Origin of the sequence: Veillonella sp. ACP1, assembly GCF_000286635.1 — a bacterium.
In the GTDB taxonomy this organism is placed as follows: Bacteria; Bacillota; Negativicutes; order Veillonellales; family Veillonellaceae; genus Veillonella; species Veillonella atypica.
The window spans coordinates 76,878-98,392 of the sequence record NZ_ALKL01000001.1; the positions used below are offsets into that span (position 1 = coordinate 76,878).

A 21,515-nucleotide genomic window follows, 5' to 3' on the forward strand; every position below is an offset into this window, starting at 1 on the left:
TATGGGCTTTTTTTATACATATTTTTGCTTTAGAGTTTCTGTGTTAATAAGGAATTTTTTGCCAATCTTTATTGCAGGTAATTCACCTGCAGTAATCAGACGATATAGTGAAGAAACAGAGACTTTTCCTTCAAAGAAAATTTGCGAAGTTTCTCTGACTGTTAAAAATCGTTTGCTCATAGTAAAATCTCCTGATGTGATATAATTAAGTAAATTAAAAATGCTTTAATAAATCTTTATAGGATTATTGTAATTTATAATTTCGATAAAGTCAATTAAAATTGCTGTAGTCAATTTAAAATTGACTACATTTTGGTTTGAGGTTGATCTGATGAAATTAAATATATCTGAAAAATTAAAGAAAATAGTTAGGAATGAAGAGAATTTAAGTGGTTTACATTATGGTGATAAGATTCAAAAATTGAGAAAATTATATGATTTATCTCAAAGTGAGTTTGGAAATCTATTAGGGTTATCTAAGGGGCAGATTTCATCTTATGAGCGAGAGATATCACAACCATCCCTAGAAACAATTATTAAGATTGCACAATATTTTAACTGTGCAATAGAGGAGTTAACAGATATTCCGATTAGAAATGATTTTTATCTCAATTGGCTGTTAGATCAAAAAGTACATAAGATTAGGTTCCAGCAAGATTTAGATAGTAAAGTGGAGTTTGAAGCTAAAGCTGGACTGATTACTATTAATTTTGATGAATATATTGAGTACGGAATTCGTTTAGGCATAGAGGAAGGGGCCCCTAGCGTTGTAGCAGCCAACTTTTTATTATTGGAATCTAATAATAGTAATGTTTTGATAAATCATTTTGATAAAATAGGCCCTATATTAGAATCAATAAAGCGAAAAGACATCTTACTTGGAACGTCCATAAAAAATATACTTTCTGGAAAGAATATACCAGAGGATAAAAATTTGTTGATAGAAGGATATCCATTGTTAGTTTGTTTATATACTTCGCTAGAAAAGAAATCTTGGTTATGTGATCCTAGATGTTGGCCAACTGAGGGGACAAATATTTTGGCATTGAGACTTAATGATGGAAAAATTATTCGATTACATATTTCGTCGTTAAGTACAGGATGTCAGTTATATGCTAGTTATAGTAAGGATTTAGAGGAGAGAATTAATCTTTGGTTGTCTGCCCAGGCAATGAAAGATCTTAGACCTGCAGCGATTGAGTATGCACTTGAATGGAATAAAATCACAACCGAATCAGAAATTAATCTTCGAAAAAGAATTGTTGATGAGGCAAGTGAATTTGCTAACCGATATGTTCCTGATTCAACATTTAGTAAGCGTAAAAAGACTAAATAATTAATGTTTGTTGTTTGTGAGGGGATGTAAAATGGATAATAGAGAATTAATTCAAGATCATTGTTGTAATAAAAAACTTAATTTCTTAATTGGATCAGGTGCGTCAACGGGGGCGATACCTTTGATGAGCTACTTTGCTCAATATGGTGACGATGCAAATAAAGAATTACTAGATCATGTTAAGGAGATAAGTAATAAACTTTTGATATTTAATCAGGAAGAAAAATTTACTTATAAATATATTAAGGAAAATATACAAAATCTAAAAAGTATATGGGAAACTTCAAAATCTTATCTTCAATTTATCGATGGCTTAGTTCAATGTTTAGAAGCAAGGAATGCTAGAGAAAGTCCTAGAAGTGTAAATTTATTTACAACTAATTATGATTTATTTTTAGAAGTTGCAATTGATAGAATTTTAGGAATACGAAATTTTGTATCTAATGATGGTTCTAGGGGGTATTTTACAAAAACTCTTGATTGGACAAACTTTAATCAGGTTGTTGCATATAAAGGGATGCATGATAATTATAATTATGAGTTACCTTCACTTAATTTAATAAAGCCGCATGGTTCCGTAAATTGGAGACAAAGAGGAGAGCATATAGTTATATCATCCGATATCTGTGAGGAACCTTTTGTTGTAACCCCTACAGGGGCTGAGTCAAGAGATACTTTTTTAATAAATTATTTTTATGAAATGCTGAGAGTATTTCAACTGGAGCTAGAAAAGGAACAATCCGTATTAATCGTAATAGGATTCTCTTTTCAAGACTCACATATTGCAAAGATGGTTAGGCGTGCAATTCAAAACCCAGAATTACGTGTATATATCTTTGCATATAGTAATAATGCGATTGATAGTATTAGAAAAAATCTGGGTATTTCGGAAATGGATCCAAGGTTAATTATATGGGGCCCAGATGATTTTGAATCTAAACCACTGACTTTGAAGGAAGTAACCAAAATTTTATTTGAAAAGAAATTGGGGGATAGTTAATATGGAGTATTCACCAAAAAAAATTGGTGTAATCATTTCAGTAGATGGTAATGTATCCCAAGTTGGACTTTATAATACCACAAATGATGCAGATGTATTTTGGTATGGGGATATTCTTTCAGGAGCTAAGGTTGGTGCATTTGTTACAATTCATCAAAATATGGTGAAAATTATTGCAACAGTTGTATCTGAAAGTATTATAGATCAGCAAAACATTTCAAGTTTAGATATATATGATAATCGATACAAGAAGAACTCAATGAAGCGATCTATCTCCTTAAAAGTTAAAGGCGTTATAGAAAATCAACGATTTAATATAACAAGTAGATTTGTTCCTATGATTGGAAATGAGGTATGTTTAACTACTCAAGCAGAGTTAGATTTGATTTATGGTGTAGTACAATCGGAGCCTACAATTAGGATTGGAAAATCATTACTTGAAGGAAAAGATATAAATATACCTATTGATAAAATCTTTGCATCTCATATTGGTATTTTTGGCAATACAGGTAGTGGAAAATCAAATACGTTACATAAAATGTATTATGAATTATTTCAGTCACCATTAAAAACTTATATTAATCAAAAGTCTCAGTTTTTTGTTATTGATTTTAATGGCGAATATGTGGGCAAATCAATGTTTGGGTTAACTGATGATGATAAAGAAATATTTAATATCTCTACACGAACGGATGAATCAGATAAAATTATAATTACAAAAAAATATTTATTGGATCCGGATTTATTGTCCATACTTTTTGATGCTAAACCAGGCACTCAGGTTCCATTTTTACGAGATGCTCTGAGAAAGTATAAATCTATCAAGACCGAAAAAGATTTTGCTGACTTAGAGGTTGGTTTACTAATTACTATTCTTCAAAATCAGAAAAATATTGATAGAGTTACGTTAGAGAAATGGATAAAGATAGGGGAGCTTCTAGGTTTAAATGATTCACTATTAAAACCTTTAAAAAAATGTAGTAAAGAGTTTTCTTATGGAAATACAAAAATAGCAAATGAAAATAATGAACTTTTATTAAAAAATGACAAAATAACAGACGCGGGCAATCATTATTTTAAGTTTGATGATGTAAAAGAAGAATTAGCCAATACGTTTAAATCTGTAAGTGAAATAAAAAAATTATATTTTTTTATTGAATTTCAAAGAGTATACGTTGCAGTATATGATTCTAAAGCATCAGAATTTATTAGTCCTATGATTAAACGAATTGAAAATTCTTTAGATGCTTTAGATAGAGTAGTTGAGATTAAGGATAATATATCTGCTTCCTATAAAATGCTAAATATTTTTTCGCTTGTAAATGCTAATCAAGAGGTTACTCGTTTGATTCCTATGTTGATATCTAAAATGTTTTATGATATTCATAAGAATGAAGTTTCAGGTTCTGGTATAGTTAATAAGACAATGCATCTAATAATTGATGAGGCTCATAACATTTTAAATGATATAAATAAAAATAATAGAGATGATTGGAAAGATTATCGATTATCAGTTTTTGAAGAGATTATTAAAGAGGGAAGAAAGTTTGGCTTTTATTTAACATTAGCAAGTCAACGTCCATCAGATATTTCCATGACAATTGTATCTCAACTTCATAACTTTTTTGTTCATCGCATTGTAAATGATAAAGATTTGCAACTCTTGGAGAATACAATGCCTACATTAGATTATAGTTCTTATAAGAGAATTCCTTTATTAGGTCAAGGGGAAGTTGTTATTACAGGAAAAGCTTTTAATATGCCATTTTTTGTCGTGGTGAATAGACTAGAATCAGTTAGACCTAATAGCGATGATATTTCTCTTGTAAGATTATGGGATCCTAATCCTAATAGTGATGGCTAGTAAGCCAATTTGTAAGCCATTTCATCATGATTAGAGAAATTTTTTTGAGGAAATGAATTTTTATAAGACGTAAATAGAAGATTAATATAGTTACATTAATACATATATATAGTGTTTTTTAGTGTATAATGAAAAAATATTTTATGTGGAGTTTTATAGGAATAAAATTCCTAAACTGCGTGTCACTGGTTCGATTCCGGTTAGGCGCACCAGTATAAGCGAATGGGTATAAGGGTTTGATAGACCTTATACCCATTTTTATTATTATAAAAATGGGTCCATAGCGATATAATTGAATTTAGGTTTTAAAGCCTAAATTATAGCATAAAAACATAAAAATTAGGTTTTGAAACCTCGAAGTGATATAATAGATATAGAATTAGGTTTTAAAACCCATTTTGCGAGGAGGTGTGTGCATGTCATTAGTATCGCGACCATATTATTTAGATTTTCTTCGAAGACATAAAGATAGACCTATCATTAAGGTTGTTTCTGGTATACGGCGTTGTGGTAAATCTACGTTGTTTAAGCTATTTCAAGATGAGTTATTAGCCGATAATGTAACAGCCGAACAAATTATTGATATTAATTTTGAGTTGATGGAGTATGATAAATTAAGAGATTATCGGGCTTTATATGAATACATTAATGAACGGATTATTCCAAGTAAAAAAATGTATCTATTCCTCGATGAAATTCAGCATGTACCATCGTTTGAGCGTGTAGTAGATAACTTCTTTGTACAAGATAATATTGATATATATATTACAGGTTCTAATGCTTATTTTATGTCCTCTGATATGGCTACACTTCTCACAGGTCGCTATGTACAAATTGAGATGCTTCCCTTGTCTTATAAAGAATACGTCGATGCCTATAGTGAAAGTGGGCTTTCACGAATGGTCTTATATGAAAAATATGTAAGTGAAGGCTCATTCCCAGGGCTTTTACATATGTCGGAAAATTGGCAAGGTCGGCAGGATTATTTACAAGGTTTATTTAATACGGTTGTTTTAAAAGATATTGTTGATCGATTAAAAATTGCAGATATTAAATTACTTGAAAGTATTGTGAGATATATTTTCGCCAATATTGGTAGCTTGATTAACCCCACAAAGATTGCGAATTCATTAACAAGCGCAGGTCGAAAGGTAGATAACAAAACTGTAGAACGTTATCTTAGGGGCTTAGAAGATAGTTTACTGTTATATAATACAGAACGATTTGATGTGCGTGGCAAAGAATTATTAAGATTACGTCCTAAGTATTATGTAGTGGATATGGCTTTTAAGCAACTATTACTACCTGATATTAACCGTGATAGGGGTCATGTATTAGAAAATGTTGTATATCTTGAGTTGCGGCGTCGAGGATATACAGTATATGTTGGACAATTAACAAAGGGCGAAATAGATTTCGTTGCTCAAAAGCCTGGTGGCATATTAGAGTACTACCAAGTATCAGAAAGTGTATTGGATCCAACTACTAGAGACAGAGAGTTAGCACCATTAGAAGCGGTTAAAGATCAGTATCCTAAATTTTTACTCACTATGGATGAGCTCTATAAACCTCATAATTATAATGGAATTCAGCAATGTAATGTATTAGACTGGTTATTAGGGATGTGATAATTCACATCCCTATTTTTGTATCTATATGTTGTTATTTAATATACTTATAAATCATGTTATTTAATTTATAAACAATGATATAATAAGATAAAATAGGATATTTGTATACAGTTGTTAAGTAAAGGTGCATCCTTATGAGTTTTTCCAATTGGATTCAAGAAAAATTATTCGACAATTACGAAGAATGGCGTTTGAAGAGCCCCGATTATAATCGGAACGGTTTTAACATAGTAGGAATAGATAATACCTTACAGGCCATGCATGATGGATTTTTCATGTTTATAGAATTATATCCACCTCATGCTATCGATGGCTGCACTGCGATGAAAGCACGTGTAGGAAAAACACCGGATGCAGTAGATATATTCTTAGATATTAATGATAAAACCTATCGTATGGCAGATGTAAGTTATCCTAATGCGGTACAGATGATGCGGGCTTTTGTGAAGAAACGTCGGTTGCCTGACCGTAGCCTGTTTGTAGAAACAGTAAAAATAGATGTTAAACAAATTAAGTCGACTTTTGCAGAGTTAGCAGCGTTATTATTTGGCGATACGAAACAAGCTAAATCTTTCATGTCCAAGGTAAAGCTAACATCTATGGATGATATAGAAGATGATTGGTGGAACCTCTATGAGAAACTACAGTCTAAAGGTCGCGCTGTAGAGATATCTTTAAAAATTGAATTAGAGGATTTTCTTTATCATGTGCAGAAGTTAATACGTAACAAGTCTTTAGATACTAGCGAAAATCTAACTATTGATACATCCGCATTCGATGATAGTCAATGTATTGGGGATTGGTGCGCATATTTTAATTCCACGTGGAAAAACCAGAAGTTAGTAGGTATGGACATCGGTACAGATAGTTTGGTGCTCATGGTACTTTCAAATGAGGAATTTAAAAGAGCCCAAGAACTAGCGAAAGAATTATTACATAGAATCGATGTAGCTGAACGCTCATGATATAACAGAAATTATGATGAGCAGCGTGATTATAATGTAGGAGAGAGTCATATGAGTATTGTACGTCTACCAGAATATGAAGCAGAGTTTGAATCTGAAGTATTTGAAATCTATGCATTGCCGCGCAGTGATGCGAATGGGGCTAGTCCTTATTTAGAAAAGTACCATAGACCACTGGTGTCTACCGATGCTATCCTAGATACTCGAACTGGCGTGCTTGACCGTAGTGAAGGCATTTTGACGTGGATTATTGAGGGCCTTGACGATAGATGGGGTTATTCTTTTGAGCCCCATGGGGTCTATAAATTATTAGTTAAGAAAGCTAAGCCCTTAGAGGATTTAGGCTATATGCGCCCGGCTTGGAATAATCGCTATTACGTACTTGAGGTGTTAGAGGAACATGCTAAACATAGCGAGTTAGAGGCCTTGTCGGTTTATTTGAAAACCCCTAAATACCTTCATACTGACCGGGGTGACTTCCTGTTAAATCGAGAGTATCAATATTACACAGCGCGAATTGATGATTATGCATTCACTCTTGATGTGGACGAGGGTTCTGATGAAATTTGCACCGTAGCATTGGCTGCTTTCAATAAAATCGATAATTTCAAAGAATTTGAACAACGAATTAGTGCATATATTAGTGAAACATTGCTAGATCTTGCTAATGATTGGCTAGACAACGACGACCAAGATCCGATTACGGCGGACGTATTTGCCAAGCGTATTACTATGGGCGAATTGGCGTTCCGCAATGATGGCACCATAGAGGTTTATTATGACGATGACGATATTTTCTGGGGACACTGCATCATAGCCAATATTGATGCGGAGGGGAATCCTGTACATGCGGATATTGCAGGATAATCAATTAATGGAGAGTCCTAATGAGAAAATCGGAATTAATGACATTGTGGAATGTTGAAAGCTGGACTGTAGAACCGCATGGGGTTTACTTTGTAGCCCGTCAATTAGCGGCCGATGGAGTAGCAAATCACGAAGATCATACAATAGAGACTCAAGTAGAAAATGTAGAACAAGCCTTCAAAAGCTTCAATATTAGCTGCTCTGGTTATACAGAGGACGAGATGCTTTCACTAACATTTTGGACACAGTTATATGCTAAATTAGATGAATTAGACCGAGTGGCACAGAAAATCATCCAAAAGGAGATGCCTCCAGATGATCCTGTAGTGCTAAAACTAACAGATATTATGCTAGATACATTCGGCTGCTATGGCGCATTTGCACTAGGTTATGATGTGGGCGAATCGACCGCGGGACAACTATATGTATTAGTATCTTTTGATGAAAATTTTACGGCTCGACAAGATGTTATATATGAAACGCTCTAGAGTATTTGTTAGCAATGGAGCTGTTTGTATAGCTGAGCTAAGCTGAGAGTCTATTGGATGTTAGTATGGCAAGGCTTAACTATCAATATAAATAATAAACAGGAGAGAGACGATGGAAAATCTGTATAAAGAATTAAGAAGCTTTTTTGCCAATGATATGGATTTAAATGATTTATACGATTCTGAAGCCATAGTTTGGATTGATTGGCGCGAGTACGACGAAGATGTAGTGCGCTATTTTAATGACATGATGGATGAGCCTATCGATATTAAAACGGTTAGTAATGGCAAGGCTTATGGTGACGATATTGTGTTACAAAAAGGCGATAAAGAGCTGCAAATTCCTTACGGTGATGAGCAAGACCGAGATGTAACAATCAAATATTTCAACGACCTTGTTAAGCCTGACTATGAGGTGCGTTGGTTTGTTGAAAGCCTTGGAAACGATACGCTCGGCTTTACCGTGCTTTCAGGGGCAGAATGGGCCAAATTAGACGATGAATTTGGAGCGGATACGGTTCGCTATTATTTTGAACCTATCGATTTTGAAAGCGACATGTTTAATCTCGGCATGGATGAAGTCTTTGCGTTGCTTGCGTTACGAGAAAATAGTGAAGGCGTTAATACTCAATTTAGTACACAATTAGACCGGATTAGAATCATAAATAAAGAAAAGACCTTGGCTGAACAAAAAGAGAACGGACAAATTGACTTGAAACAATACATGGTCGCTAAAAAAGAACTACAACAGATTAAGGATGACTTTGTAGCAACCCATGGCGAGATGGAATAAGAGCTGTTGTCCTAAAGGAGATTCATATGGCTATTGACGGTGTGAAAATCATAGATAGTGATGATGGCCATGATATTTATAATGCCATTGTTGAGCGATACAAGGATGGTGTCAGTGTTGATACCATAATTTCTGAAATCTTAAGTGAGGAACAAAATTTTTGCACTGATGAGTTTTACACAGAAATTTATTGGACTGCAGTGGCCTATTCGTTGTGGAAGATAGGCCATCTACCGGATGACGTCAAAGAGAAAGCCTTAGACATAATTGCTCAGGGCCCTCACGAGTTTTGGCTAGAAATCGATGATAAGGCCCCTAAACAGCGCCAAAAGGTATTAGATAAGTTAGCCGTACAGCTACAGAGCGAAAATCCAAAGCCGCTTAAGGTTCGTAAATCTAAAACAAAGAGAGAACCTTATTTTAAGATGGGCGACGTATTAGCTGTTAAGTTCGAAAACGAGTATGGTGTCGTCTTTGTATCTGACGTAGATCAATCACCGCGGAAAATTGAGTACCATTTAGCATGTACACGGCTTTTACAAGAAGAAAAACCAACAATGGAGCAGTTTTTAAATAGTAAAATTGCCTGCCGGAAAGATAATACAAATTTCGGTATCGATACAGACTGTTGGTTCACTCATAAGGACTTAGGTTTGTTACTGGATAATTTGGAAATTATCGGGATCGTTGAACTGTATCCGTGTAAACTATGGAAACTAGCACCAGCGGGAACGCTAGAGGATATCTATGAGGAGATTACAGATGAGCCTAGGGTTGGAAAACTACGTCTTATAGACACCTGTGAACTGGTGAAAGAGGTTATATACGGATAGGAATACGAAAGTATATTGATAAAGGTATAACTATAATGGATACTATGACGAAACAATATATAGAAACTGTACAAGTCAGTGATATACCGTGGCACCGGTTAACCACAACCTACGGGCGTGCCACAGATTTTCCTAATGAGCTTGATGTGTTGTGGAACATGGAAAGCATGGAAGCTGTTGATGCGGCTGGTGAGGCGTTAGCACAGAATATTGAGCATCAATCGACGTTGTGGCATGCTACACCATTCGCGATGATTTTCTTGCTTCGTATTTTTAAGAAAGCTCAAGAAGTGAGCGCTCATAATGCGGTAGCGCAGTATTTAGCAGAACAATTGGTTGAGTTGTTTACTGTGATTGCTGAGTGCATTCGAGATGGTCTTATGCTAGAGCATGCAGATCCATTGCCGAACTTTGAGGATATGCTCAACGAAGAATACCTTTGGTCTGAAGAATATGATGAAGACGAAGACGTTCTTAGATTTGAGGAAGATGACGTATTCCCTGATGATTTATTCTTTAGCTTTTATTATTACTCCCTGCAAATACTTTTGTTAGCTATTCCGCTATTAGATACATCTGATGAAGGAGAGGCTAAATTGCTAGGATTAATTTCTGCTAATAGGAGCGTGTAAGATGGACTATTTAGATATATTGCGAAATGATGCCAAGTTAGCTGAAGATTTTGATACGCTATTCGATTTTCGTTTGCTAGATGCGTTGGAGGAACGCGATACCGCTGAGGGTCGCTGCACGTTCTCTGTGCCGGGGATGGCATTTGCTGTAGATGGTGCTGGCGGTGAATATCATCTATTGGAGGATGGATCCATAGGTTATTGGAGTAGTGAGGGTGCTGCGGGCCGTTTGGCTGAAAGTATGGATGATTTGTTTCATTTGATTGTTTTTAGTATTTGTTGGCATGATTACTGTGACTCAAGTAAGTATGCTGATGTGGCAACACTTGAAGAATATGGTCAAAATAAGCAGTTGGACATTATCTCTTATTCGCCGATGGAACTTTGGGAACCCATTGTGAAAGCTTTGCATATGCCCATAGACATGAAACTTTCACCTGTTTTACAGAAATTCTATGATGCGGCGCATCGTGAATCTGTATATGCTTGCTATTTCCATGAAGATGATGGGAGCATTACGGAATCAGAACATCTATTTTTCTAGTGTGTAGAAGGATTTGTGAAAGGATTTAATTATGGGACTAATTGCTAATTATAGCTGTTTAAGCGATGTAAATTTAAAAGAGCTTAAAGCCATGGGCTCAGAAGAAGAGGAAATTCTTGAAAGTGTTGAAGAGTGGAATGACGACGATGAATTATTGCTTGATATCGACAAGATGTGGGATGTACTCCATTTTGTGCTAACTGGTGTGGGCACTGACCATAAAGACGATAAAAATCCTCTTAGCCAAGCGGTACTAGGCGTAATGGCTGTTGAGGATATATCAGACTATGTAGCATATACAGAACATAATTATTTAGCCAATATCGTGGCAGCTCTAGATCAATTTGATATTGAAAGTGCTCTGGAATCTTTTGATATGAAAGCCTGCAAAGAAGCAGAATTGTATCCAAATATCTGGGACTATGAAGAAGAAGAGGAAGAAATCAAAGACGAAATTCTTCATAATTTCGAGCAAATGAACCGCTTTTATAAACAAGTGCTCGAAGCTAATGGGCATGTGCTTGTATCAATTTGCTAAGGTCGTTAAAATTTGTTGGCTATGAATCTAGTTATAGCCAAACTGATTATGCGACTGGCGAAGAAGAGGAATTGTAACATGGCAGTGTTAACAGAAAAGCAAATTAAATATGGCTTTGACTACTATCATAAGGATGACGCACGGCCTAAATCTGTTGTAGAGGTCTCTGAATATGATGGCGAAGATAAATTAATTATTAATTGCACACAGTTAGATGAAGGGTATTCTGCTAAGGATAAGAAACGTATTTGGCTAGAATGGTGTGATTTTCTGGTAAATAATCCAGACGCTTTTACAGAGCTTATGTTTTGTACAAGAATGCCACAGGACTTATTTGATGCGGTGTGTGCCCAACGTAGACTTAAAAGATTACATATAAAATGGGGTGTCTATCCAGATATTTCAAAATTAGAGAGCTTACAAGAACTAGAATATCTACACATTGGGTCCGGAAGAAGTGTATCGAGCTTAGAGCCTATTTCAAGATTAGTAAATTTAGTAGCTCTGTCGATTGAAAACTTTCAACAAATTGATGATTATGCGCCATTAGCTAATCTAAAACATCTTGAAAGTCTTGCCTTAGAAGGTGACTTCGCCGCTCCTAAAATTCTTAAGGTTCAATCCTTAGAATTTTTACGCCATATGAAACAGTTACGCTTTTTTAGTCTTTTAACGGCAAAGGTGATAGATAAAGACTACTCTCCCGTTTTAGAACTCAATAATCTAGAACATCTTACGTTAAAATCTTGTAAAGAGGTTAAGCAGTTGTATCCTCAATTAATTAAATTACCAAAGTTGAAGTATGGCACTGTATTAGAACGACCGGAATTATATGAGTAATAAATTATGAAAAGGCAATAATTACAATGGACAAAGCACGTAAAAAGGAATTATTGAAAGACTATAAAGCTAAAGAAAAACAGAATTTTCAAGATAGCTTACCTATGGGCGAAGAGTTGTTTTGGAATCTCTTTGACTATGTAGACGAGAAATTAGAGGCGAATGACGGTTGCGACCATAGTTTGACTTTCACAAGAGAATTTTTAGAAACACAAAAGGTAGATGTTGAAAGCGTACTAGATTGGATTATCAACGAAGGTGGCGGTTGTGATTGCGAGGTTCTCTACAATGTAGAGGAACGTTTTGAAGAGTACCGTTAATAGTATTTTCTATAGTTAATTCCTTTTATTTACAAGTGTTACCATAAAGGTTTATAGTATAGGCATGTGATGTAATTATTCACATGCCTATTTTCTTTTATAAGGAGGACGCTATGCAACACGTTCAAACCCGCAGTACTACATCCGCGTTAGTACTCACAGCCGTATTGATTGCCCTCGCTACATTGCTTACAATGTATACGAAAATTCCAGTACCTGGCATACGCGGCTATTTCAATGTTGGAGATGTCGTTATCATGACATCCGCTTTATTATTAGGTCGAAAATATGGCGCCTATATTGGTGCTATTGGGCCAGCGCTAGCTGATTTATTCCTCGGCTACGCAGTCTTTGTACCAATCACCTTTGTGGTGAAAGGCATTGAAGGCTATCTTGTCGGTACTGTCTATAACAATAAGACAACTACCTCTGCCTTAGTGGCAACTGTTGTAGGTGGTATTATCATCGTAGCAGGCTACTTCATCGCCGAATACTTTGTATTCGATCCAGGCGTAGCCATTGCTAGTATTGTGACTAATACCATTCAAGCCGTTATGAGCGTTATTATTAGCATGATTCTCTATGCTATCTTGCGTAAACGCCTGGGGTAGTAAATTGACAGTCCAGATTATACTATAAGTACAAAAGAGCCAGTTAACGTGTTCTAGGCATTAGGCTCATCAAAGAATTGAGAATTTGATAAACCTAACGTGTCTAAGTATTGCAGTACTTAGTCGCGTTAGGTTTATTTTTTGGCTTAGGTTGTATTAATATTATTGTTGAATAAAACATAAGTTCGACATATAATGTAATTAAGATAGTCGACGAGGTTGGGTCGCCCTTTTTCTTCGGAGGGGGTGAAGCCTATGAGTGCCTACGAAATCATTATGATTGTCCTTGGGATTTTAACTGTAGTTATTTCCTTTGGAGCATTGATAGTGCTGATTTGTCGTAATAACGACAAATAGCCCTTCGTTACCAACTGGTAGCTGAAAACGAAAGGCCATTTCTGCATGTTTTATAATGTTTTGGGATGAGCCTAACGGAACCACTCGTCGACTATCTCTTTATTACATTATAAAGAGGTTAACCTATATAGTCAATTCGAATAAGAGAGGTAAATTGACAGTCTCTAGAATTCAGACTATACTATAAGTACAAAAGAGCCAGTTAACGTGTTCTAGGCGTTAGGCTCATCAAAGAAACAAGAATTTGATAAACCTAACGTGTCTAAGTATTGCAGTACTTAGTCTTAAACGTTAGGTTTATTTTTTACCTAACTCACGTTAATGGCTCTTTCATTATTAGTATATAGCGGAATTTGAATATTGAAAAATACGAATTAATTTCTTACAATTTTTACACGAATAAAAGGGAGACTTTATCAAGAGTCTCCCTTTGTTAGTTATAAATAGACTAATATTTAGTAATAGATTTTTTGTTGCGGTCGTTCCTTAATTACAGTATGTTTCGTTCTTCAAAGACCGCTTTCACCGTAAACAGTGCGTTCAGCACGCGTGGAAACCCCGCATAGGGGATGCAGTGGGTACAGACCTCTACGATTTGCTCGGGCGCAATACCGACATTGAGTGCCGCATTGGTGTGTACTTTCAGCTGTGCCTCGCAACCGCCCAGCGTTAACAGGGATGCGAGCGTAATCAGCTCCCGTTCCTTGAAATCCAAGTTGGGGCGTGTGTAGATGTCGCCGAACAGCTCGACCAATAAATCGGCTATGGCCGGTGAAATCTCTTGAATTGTGTTATACACCTCCTCGCCGTGCAGCCCGTCAATTTGTTTCAATGTGTTCATACCGATGTTAAAACGTGTTTCTTTCATAATTATTACCTCCGTCTAGACGTATGATATATGCTCGAGTATACTTGAGGTCAAGGTGGTGAAAGTATGAAAATCGGTGAATTTTCAAAATTGGTGGGACTGTCTATTTCTACATTGCGATATTATGAGGATCAAGGATTCCTTCACATTGAGCGGCAGAACGGCATTCGCAATTATCATGCGGAGGATGTGGGGTTTGTGCAGTTTATTAAACGCCTGAAAGACATGGGAATGCCACTTGCGAATATCAAGCGGTATGCGGATTTAAGGTATGCCGGATCTCATACGGTCCATGAAAGAATGACACTGTTACAAGACCATTATCGGTTTATTGAGACCGAAATTAAACGATTGGAAGGCTATAAGAATAATCTAGAAGATAAGTTAGAGTTGTATGAACATCTTTTGAATCAAGATTACAAATAATTGACATACGTATAAATACGTATTAATATATATATAAATCAAAAATATAAAAGGACGGTGATTAAAGTTTGACCACACCAAAAGAGTTAATGAAGGTTTTAACAAAGGATGGTTGGTATATTGATAGAGTTAGAGGTTCACATCATATATTAAAACATCCAACAAAAAATGGGCGAGTGACTATAGCACTACATAAAGAAGATTTAAAACCTAAAACATTACAAACAATCTTGAAGCAAGCGGGGCTTAAATAGCCCCCTATCAAGATAAAATGGTGGAGTTAAGATAATCACAAGCTGAATGTCTAGATAGGAGGAAATAATGAGAAAGGAAATGTACCCAGCTGTATTTAGTACAGACGGTGAAAATGGATATACGGTAAGTTTTCCAGATTTATTAGGCTGTGTAACTGAAGGCGATACTTTATGTGAAGCGGTAGAGATGGCTGAAGATGCACTAGGTATTTACTTGTATTCATTGAGTGAAGATGGAGAGGACTTTCCAAAAGCAAGTAATCCAATCGATATTAAATGTAATGAAGGGGAGTTTATAGATTTAGTAAAATGGGACGAAGAAGAGTATTTAAAAAGAACAGATAACAAGGCTGTAAAAAAGACTCTCACAATCCCAAGCTGGTTAAATCATAAAGCAGAAGAGAAACAACTTAATTTTTCACAAATTTTACAACGAGCTTTAAAGCAAGAATTAGAACTAATATAGTATAAATATTTATAGATGATGTGCTTAGATTAATTAAATCTAAATTTACGAGCGTTTCAAAGAAGGGATAAATGTATAATACTTTCATTATATAGTGAAAAAGGAGATCTAAATGGCAAATTTACCTAACTGCCCTAAGTGCGGCGATGAATACACATACGAAGATGGTCATATGTTTATCTGCCCTATGTGTGGCAATGAATGGACAGCGGCTGACGCACAAGCTGCAGCTGAAGCAGGTATCATTCGCGATGCTAACGGCAATGAACTAGCTGATGGCGATACCGTTGTTGTTGTAAAAGACCTCAAAGTAAAAGGCGCTGGCGTATTGAAACAAGGTACGCGTGTTAAAAACATTCGCCTCATTTCTGATGCGAGCGACGGACACGATATCGATTGTAAAATCGATGGCTTTGGTGCGATGGCATTGAAATCTGAAATGGTTAAGAAAATCTAATCATGGAATCCCTACTGATAGAACGTCGGTAGGGATTTTTTCGTGGTATAATCAAGGTATAATGTGTTACGTAAATTTGTATAATTTTGAGGAGCAATTATGATATCTCAGGAGGAATTAAAGGCGTGTACGTATAATTTATTAAAAGAACGAGGCGTTACCGTTCAGGACATTGCAGATATTGTGATGATGATTCAACAACCATATATTCCTGATTTGACGATGGACGAATGCGTAGAGAGTGTACAGGCAGTCCTTGAAAAACGAGAAACACAAAATGCCATCATTACGGGCATAGAATTGGATAGATTGGCGGAGCAGAAGAAATTATCTGAACCACTACAAAGTATCATGACTCGTGATGAAGCGTTGTTTGGTATTGATGAAATCCTCGCTTTATCCATTGTGAATTTATACGGATCTATTGGATTTACGAACTATGGTTATATTGATAAGGTAAAACCGGGCATTGTTAAAAATCTAGATAGTCAAGTTGATAGTCACTGCAATACGTTTCTTGATGATTTAGTTGGTGCCGTGGCGGCCGCTGCAGCAGGTCGCATTGCCCATAATACGCCGAATCGGGTGCACCATGTCGTTGTGGAGGGATAGAACATGAACGTTTTAGTCGTAATTGATATGCAACATGATTTTGTGGATGGATCTCTTGGTTCTCCAGAGGCTCAGGCCATCGTGGATAATGTACGTCAAAAAATTGCATCCTTTGATGGACCTATTATTTTTACACGAGATACTCACGATACTAATTATCTTGAAAGCCAAGAAGGTCAGCATTTGCCAGTTGTGCATTGTGTGAAAGATACAATTGGTTGGCAAATTATGGAGAGCCTCATCACGGTCGCAGAAAAACGCAATATCATTCATCCGTACTTTATCATTGATAAACCTAATTTTGGATCCTCTGAATTAGTTACGCGTTTGCAAGGTATGAATACAGCTGAGCCTATTGAAAGTATAACCTTGGTCGGTGTTTGTACAGATGTGTGCGTTGTGTCGAATGCCATATTGTTGAAAGCTGGATTACCAGAGGTTCCAATTCATGTAGATTCAAAGTGCTGTGCTGGGGTTACACCAGAGTCTCATGAAGCAGCATTGGCTACGATGAAAATGTGTCAGTGTGTTATTGATTAATAAAAAATTTTCTTTCCATTGCCATTTAAGGGTGTCGATCATATACTATCGATACCCTTTTTCTTGTGTACAAAACAAAATGGTTTTATTCAATAGGCGTGAATATATTGACGATTCTCTATATAGATAGTAGAATATATTAAGAATGATAATTCATATCAATTAAGACTGTAACATGAATATATTGCTTGTTGATGAGTATCATCAAGCGTATGTTAATAATTTGAATGCTGCTATCGCGAAGTATCCTGATCTCGCCTATGGTTGCGTAGATTGTATTCTCGGCGATATTGCCAATGTGCCAGAGGATATCCGCCAAGCGGTTATCAACAACGGCGGCGGTCATAAGAACCACACTATGTTCTGGGAAATCATGACAAAACCAGATACGTCTAAATTGGAAGGCCCTTTGAAAGAGGCTATCGACGCTGAACTTGGTGGCTATGATGCCTTTGTTGAAAGCTTCTCCCAAGCGGCGGCAACACGTTTTGGTTCCGGTTGGGCTTGGCTAGTAGTTAATAAGGACGGCAAACTAGAGGTAACATCTACGGCTAACCAAGATAACCCTCTTTTGGAAGGTAAAACGGCTATTCTTTGTTTAGACGTATGGGAACATGCATATTATTTGCACTACCAAAATCGTCGCCCAGATTATATCAAGGAATTCTTCCGCGTTATTAACTGGGACAAAGTATCTGAAAACTACGAAAAAGCATTGAAACCTCATCATCAATAAGATAGCTTTAAATCCTCTCAAAACTAGATATATTTTAATAGATAACGGATAGTTGATATATTCTCCTCTATACTTGACTGGGGATGTATTATCTATCCGTTATTTATATATAAAAATTTTGATATTTTTAGAAAGGACTTTCAAAAGTATAGCCATGGATACAGATTTTCTAATCGATATCGTTTATCATAGGATCATAGGTTATGTTAGATAAACCTTTCACAGTATATATTGCCTTGTATACACAGTGGTACGTATAGAGGGCTATTCACATAAGTAATACACAATATTTTTGACACGAGGGGATCAAAATGGAAAAGAAATTAGATTTGTCCAAATCCGTATATGATTTGGTAAAAGAATATCCTGAAGTAATAGATATTATGAAGGGTTTAGGGTTCAGCGAAATCACTAATAAAGTAATGTTGAACTCTGTTGGTAAAATCATGACTATTCCGAAAGGGGCTAAAATGAAGGGCGTATCCATGATCGATATCGTAGGCGCTTTCATGAAAGCTGGTTTTACCTTGGAAGGTGAAATGCCGAATCTACAAGGTGATGAAGCAGCATCTGCTAAGGATGCTCCTGTAGAGACTGCTGCTACTCAAGTAGAGGAGCCTAAAGCTAGCCAAAATACAGAAACTAATGAAGAGGACACTGTTACAGATAGCGAACGTGTAGAACAATTGAAAGGTTTCTTGAAGCGGTTAGGTACTGGTGAAGAGCTTGGTGCTGTTCGTGAAGACTTTGCCAGTCAATTCAAACATGTTGAGGCTAGTGAAATCATGAAAGCTGAACAAGGTCTTATGCGTGAAGGTACACCTCTAGAAGAGGTACAACAATTATGCGACCTTCACTCTGCGTTGTTCCATGGTTCCACCATTCATGAACAAATGGATGCAGAACATGCTAAGGTAGAAGCGGTTCTAGAAGCTCAAGAAAAGAGCAAGAGCGTTGTGGCTTTGGTAGAGACTGTAGGTCATCCGTTAAACCAATTAACAGAAGAAAATAAAGCGCTTAACGATTTAATTGAAGAACTTCGTCCTAAGGTAGCCGATAAAACGGCAACCATTGATGATGTGAATACAGTGCGTCAACTATCTGTTCACTATGCCAAAAAAGGCGATTTATTATATCCAAAATTGAAAGTGGATTATGCAATCGGTGGTCCATCCATGGTTATGTGGACTGTTGACGGCGATATTCGCGACCAACTAGGCGATTTAGCAAAATCTAGCCAAAGTGTAGATGATTGGTATAGACGTTTTGATGAGCTTCTTACACGTGCTCAAGAAATGATCTACAAAGAACAAAATATCTTGTTCCCAATCTGTGCAGAAAACTTCAGCAAAGAAGATTGGTATCAAATTTACAAAGATACAGCGCAGTATGAAGACATCTTTGGTGTAACACGCATTGCTTGGTCAGAAGCTGATGCCGCATTAGCTGCGCAAACTACAAAACCAAGTGATGATAATAATGCTATTGGTTTAATTGGTGGTACTTTAACTGTAGACCAACTAGATGCTATGCTCAATACAATGCCAATGGAGGTAACCTTCGTTGATCATGAAGATATTAACCGTTACTTCAACGATGGTGAAAAGGTATTCAAACGTCCTACTACAGCAATTGGCCGGGACGTGTATTCATGTCATCCGCCAAAGGTAGAACCAATTGTACGCGGTATCATTGATTCTTTCCGTAAAGGTGACCGCGATAATGTGGCAGTATGGCTTGAAAAACAAGGTCGTCTATTCTATGTAAACTACATGGCTGTACGCGACCAACATAATAACTATATTGGTACATTAGAACTCGTACAAGACATGCAATTTGCAAAGGAACATTTTGGTAGATCTAAATAAGAAAATTATATAATCTGACCATATACAAAAAAGCTGCTCTAGAACTGATACTAGAGCAGCTTTTTATATGGGGAGTAGATTTTTTATAGATTGCATAGGGCTAAGGTTGTATATGCTCAATGATGCTATGTGTAGCTACCTTAATATTGGTTAAACTTGTTGCTAAGTTTAGACGCACAAAGGTGGCGTAGCTTTCACCACCGAACCATTCGCCAAAGCTAGGAGCAATGCGGCATTGGTTTTCAAATACATCGTGCATATCGTCAGCCATTACGTAGGCGCCAAAATCTATCCATGCCAAATAGGTGCCGTCCATAGGGCTAATGCGTAGCTTAGGAAGGGCAGATAGTAGCTCACGACATAGATACTCGTAGTTTTCACGAATGACTGTGAGTGCAGCGTTGAGCCAAGTCTTGGCTTCTGGATGGGTGTAGGCCGCCGTGATAGCGGCTTCAGCGATAACGTCCGAGTCTGTATGATATACAAGTGCTTTATATGTATTGTATTGGCTCCGTAATTCATCGTTAGGGATGATGACCTCCGCATGGTGTAGACTCGCCATGTTAAATGATTTTGATACAGAGGACATGGCGATTATATTATCTTTATATACACCATTACACACAGATAAGGTTGGTGTAAATGGTGTGGGGCCGGTAATAAGGTCCTGATGGATTTCGTCGCTAATGATGAGCACCTTGTGACGCTCACAAATGCTAAATAACCGATCCATCTCATTTTCTGTCCATACGTGACCTACAGGATTATGTGGATTACAGTGGATGAAAACCTTCACATCATTTTGCTTAATGGCGGATTCGAATACATCATAATCAACTGTGTATTTATTGGTCCGCGTGCGATGTAGCGGAACAGCAACAATGCGCCTGTTCGCACCATTGGCACGGGCATCGAAGGCTCCGTATACGGGCGTAAGGACTGCGATGGCATCATTTGTTTTTGTGAAAGCCCCAATACACCACATGATACCTGTAATCACATTGGGCGCACTGGTCAACCAGTCTTGTTCAAGATTACAATTATGACGACGTTTGTGCCAATTCATGACTGCTGAAATATAATCAGGATTTGTCATGGTATAACCTAATGGATTGGCTTTTACATAGTTACAAATAGCCTCTTGTATGCACTGAGGCGTCATAAAATCCATATCTGCTACCCATAGGGGTAATAAATCGGTGCGGCTAAATTTTAAGTGCTCGCCGTCCCATTTGCGAGAATGGGAACTGCGGCGATCGATATAGTATGTTTCAGTAAAGTCTATTGTGTTCATAGTGAACCTCTATAAGTATATGTTAATGTGGTGGGAATTAATTACTCTATCTATTATCAGTATACATGCATAGATATATATGTAAATATACCCTTAAGAATTGCTGTTACAGTATCTTTTGTTTCTATGCAATCCTTGCATAAATAGGGACTATATTCGTATACAAAAGGTGTTAGATTTGCTTGACTGTTGGGACTTTTACAATTTAGAATATACTATAGAATAGTGTGTGTCTCACCAGTGACCACACTCGTATCGAATGGTTACAAATGATAAATTCTTGGCCGTATATAGTGGGCGATGTTCATATGTGAGTTTGCTTCATCGAACTGTGCCGCTATATGGGAAGGCTAATATAAGTATAGTACTGGATCC

The 21,515-nt window shown here is 36.6% G+C and carries 26 protein-coding genes; 23 read left to right on the forward strand and 3 right to left on the reverse strand.

Annotation, left to right across the window (positions count from 1 at the left end):
* Nucleotides 1-12 precede the first annotated feature (12 nt).
* Nucleotides 13-180, reverse strand: coding sequence for a helix-turn-helix domain-containing protein (locus HMPREF1151_RS09750; protein ID WP_156795042.1), 168 nt, complete (start codon nt 178-180; stop codon nt 13-15).
* Nucleotides 181-331: 151 nt separating this feature from the next.
* On the opposite strand from HMPREF1151_RS09750, the gene HMPREF1151_RS09555 reads away from it, so the two are divergent.
* The 15 genes from HMPREF1151_RS09555 (at nt 332) to HMPREF1151_RS00460 (ending at nt 13,262) form a co-directional block, all read left to right on the forward strand.
* Nucleotides 332-1,336 carry a helix-turn-helix domain-containing protein gene (locus HMPREF1151_RS09555; RefSeq protein WP_009660625.1) on the forward strand — a complete coding sequence of 335 codons (1,005 nt, stop codon included), beginning with the start codon at nt 332-334 and terminating at the stop codon, nt 1,334-1,336.
* A gap of 31 nt (nt 1,337-1,367) precedes the next feature.
* Nucleotides 1,368-2,336 carry an SIR2 family protein gene (locus HMPREF1151_RS00395; protein ID WP_009660712.1) on the forward strand — a complete coding sequence of 323 codons (969 nt, stop codon included), beginning with the start codon at nt 1,368-1,370 and terminating at the stop codon, nt 2,334-2,336.
* A 1-nt stretch (nt 2,337) separates the two neighbouring features.
* A complete protein-coding gene (locus tag HMPREF1151_RS00400; protein ID WP_009660643.1) occupies nt 2,338-4,200 on the forward strand; it encodes an ATP-binding protein in 1,863 nt (620 codons plus the stop codon).
* Nucleotides 4,201-4,616: 416 nt separating this feature from the next.
* Nucleotides 4,617-5,828 carry an ATP-binding protein gene (locus tag HMPREF1151_RS00405; protein WP_009660685.1) on the forward strand — a complete coding sequence of 404 codons (1,212 nt, stop codon included), beginning with the start codon at nt 4,617-4,619 and terminating at the stop codon, nt 5,826-5,828.
* A gap of 137 nt (nt 5,829-5,965) precedes the next feature.
* Nucleotides 5,966-6,796 carry a DUF6630 family protein gene (locus tag HMPREF1151_RS00410; protein WP_009660605.1) on the forward strand — a complete coding sequence of 277 codons (831 nt, stop codon included), beginning with the start codon at nt 5,966-5,968 and terminating at the stop codon, nt 6,794-6,796.
* 51 nt (nt 6,797-6,847) lie between these two features.
* The gene (locus tag HMPREF1151_RS00415; RefSeq protein ID WP_009660615.1) at nt 6,848-7,663 is read left to right on the forward strand and encodes a DUF2262 domain-containing protein; all 816 of its coding nucleotides are present in this window, start codon (nt 6,848-6,850) and stop codon (nt 7,661-7,663) included.
* Nucleotides 7,664-7,683: 20 nt separating this feature from the next.
* A complete protein-coding gene (locus HMPREF1151_RS09865) occupies nt 7,684-8,151 on the forward strand; it encodes a hypothetical protein (protein WP_009660701.1) in 468 nt (155 codons plus the stop codon).
* Between the two features lie 112 nt (nt 8,152-8,263).
* Nucleotides 8,264-8,944, forward strand: a complete 681-nt coding sequence (locus tag HMPREF1151_RS00425; protein ID WP_009660637.1) for a hypothetical protein — start codon at nt 8,264-8,266, stop codon at nt 8,942-8,944.
* A gap of 26 nt (nt 8,945-8,970) precedes the next feature.
* Nucleotides 8,971-9,777: a hypothetical protein gene (locus HMPREF1151_RS00430; RefSeq protein ID WP_009660708.1), complete on the forward strand. Its 807-nt coding sequence runs from the start codon at nt 8,971-8,973 to the stop codon at nt 9,775-9,777.
* Between the two features lie 35 nt (nt 9,778-9,812).
* The gene (locus HMPREF1151_RS00435) at nt 9,813-10,409 is read left to right on the forward strand and encodes a hypothetical protein (protein WP_009660694.1); all 597 of its coding nucleotides are present in this window, start codon (nt 9,813-9,815) and stop codon (nt 10,407-10,409) included.
* A gap of 1 nt (nt 10,410) precedes the next feature.
* A complete protein-coding gene (locus HMPREF1151_RS00440) occupies nt 10,411-10,953 on the forward strand; it encodes a hypothetical protein (protein WP_009660621.1) in 543 nt (180 codons plus the stop codon).
* A 31-nt stretch (nt 10,954-10,984) separates the two neighbouring features.
* Complete coding sequence (locus HMPREF1151_RS00445; RefSeq protein WP_009660650.1) at nt 10,985-11,491, forward strand: YfbM family protein; 507 nt, start codon at nt 10,985-10,987, stop codon at nt 11,489-11,491.
* A 78-nt stretch (nt 11,492-11,569) separates the two neighbouring features.
* Nucleotides 11,570-12,331, forward strand: coding sequence for a hypothetical protein (locus tag HMPREF1151_RS00450; protein WP_009660724.1), 762 nt, complete (start codon nt 11,570-11,572; stop codon nt 12,329-12,331).
* A gap of 26 nt (nt 12,332-12,357) precedes the next feature.
* Nucleotides 12,358-12,651, forward strand: a complete 294-nt coding sequence (locus HMPREF1151_RS00455) for a DUF2695 domain-containing protein (RefSeq protein WP_009660653.1) — start codon at nt 12,358-12,360, stop codon at nt 12,649-12,651.
* A gap of 113 nt (nt 12,652-12,764) precedes the next feature.
* Nucleotides 12,765-13,262: an ECF transporter S component gene (locus HMPREF1151_RS00460; protein ID WP_005378017.1), complete on the forward strand. Its 498-nt coding sequence runs from the start codon at nt 12,765-12,767 to the stop codon at nt 13,260-13,262.
* A gap of 847 nt (nt 13,263-14,109) precedes the next feature.
* Here the strand turns inward: HMPREF1151_RS00460 and HMPREF1151_RS00465 are convergent.
* Nucleotides 14,110-14,487 carry a carboxymuconolactone decarboxylase family protein gene (locus tag HMPREF1151_RS00465; protein ID WP_038141050.1) on the reverse strand — a complete coding sequence of 126 codons (378 nt, stop codon included), beginning with the start codon at nt 14,485-14,487 and terminating at the stop codon, nt 14,110-14,112.
* Between the two features lie 66 nt (nt 14,488-14,553).
* Here HMPREF1151_RS00465 and HMPREF1151_RS00470 point away from each other — a divergent pair, with 66 nt between their 5' ends.
* The 8 genes from HMPREF1151_RS00470 to HMPREF1151_RS00505 all read left to right on the forward strand — a co-directional run bounded on the left by HMPREF1151_RS00470 (nt 14,554) and on the right by HMPREF1151_RS00505 (nt 19,846).
* Nucleotides 14,554-14,913 carry a MerR family transcriptional regulator gene (locus HMPREF1151_RS00470; protein WP_005381248.1) on the forward strand — a complete coding sequence of 120 codons (360 nt, stop codon included), beginning with the start codon at nt 14,554-14,556 and terminating at the stop codon, nt 14,911-14,913.
* A 68-nt stretch (nt 14,914-14,981) separates the two neighbouring features.
* The gene (locus HMPREF1151_RS00475; RefSeq protein ID WP_005381178.1) at nt 14,982-15,167 is read left to right on the forward strand and encodes a type II toxin-antitoxin system HicA family toxin; all 186 of its coding nucleotides are present in this window, start codon (nt 14,982-14,984) and stop codon (nt 15,165-15,167) included.
* Nucleotides 15,168-15,234: 67 nt separating this feature from the next.
* On the forward strand, nt 15,235-15,633 hold the full coding sequence (locus HMPREF1151_RS00480) for a type II toxin-antitoxin system HicB family antitoxin (protein WP_005378116.1): 399 nt from the start codon (nt 15,235-15,237) through the stop codon (nt 15,631-15,633).
* A 112-nt stretch (nt 15,634-15,745) separates the two neighbouring features.
* Nucleotides 15,746-16,090, forward strand: coding sequence for a zinc ribbon domain-containing protein YjdM (locus HMPREF1151_RS00485; RefSeq protein ID WP_005378010.1), 345 nt, complete (start codon nt 15,746-15,748; stop codon nt 16,088-16,090).
* Nucleotides 16,091-16,189: 99 nt separating this feature from the next.
* Complete coding sequence (locus HMPREF1151_RS00490) at nt 16,190-16,702, forward strand: phosphatidylglycerophosphatase A (RefSeq protein WP_005378081.1); 513 nt, start codon at nt 16,190-16,192, stop codon at nt 16,700-16,702.
* A 3-nt stretch (nt 16,703-16,705) separates the two neighbouring features.
* Entirely contained in the window at nt 16,706-17,242 is a 537-nt protein-coding gene (locus HMPREF1151_RS00495; protein ID WP_009660729.1) for a cysteine hydrolase family protein, read from the forward strand.
* A 175-nt stretch (nt 17,243-17,417) separates the two neighbouring features.
* Entirely contained in the window at nt 17,418-17,978 is a 561-nt protein-coding gene (locus HMPREF1151_RS00500) for a superoxide dismutase (protein WP_009660642.1), read from the forward strand.
* Nucleotides 17,979-18,289: 311 nt separating this feature from the next.
* Nucleotides 18,290-19,846 (forward strand): DUF438 domain-containing protein, encoded by a 1,557-nt coding sequence (locus HMPREF1151_RS00505; protein ID WP_009660734.1) that lies wholly within the window; start codon nt 18,290-18,292, stop codon nt 19,844-19,846.
* A gap of 100 nt (nt 19,847-19,946) precedes the next feature.
* Here HMPREF1151_RS00505 and HMPREF1151_RS00510 read toward each other — a convergent pair whose 3' ends face one another.
* A complete protein-coding gene (locus tag HMPREF1151_RS00510; RefSeq protein ID WP_009660636.1) occupies nt 19,947-21,140 on the reverse strand; it encodes a MalY/PatB family protein in 1,194 nt (397 codons plus the stop codon).
* Nucleotides 21,141-21,515: the final 375 nt, after the last annotated feature.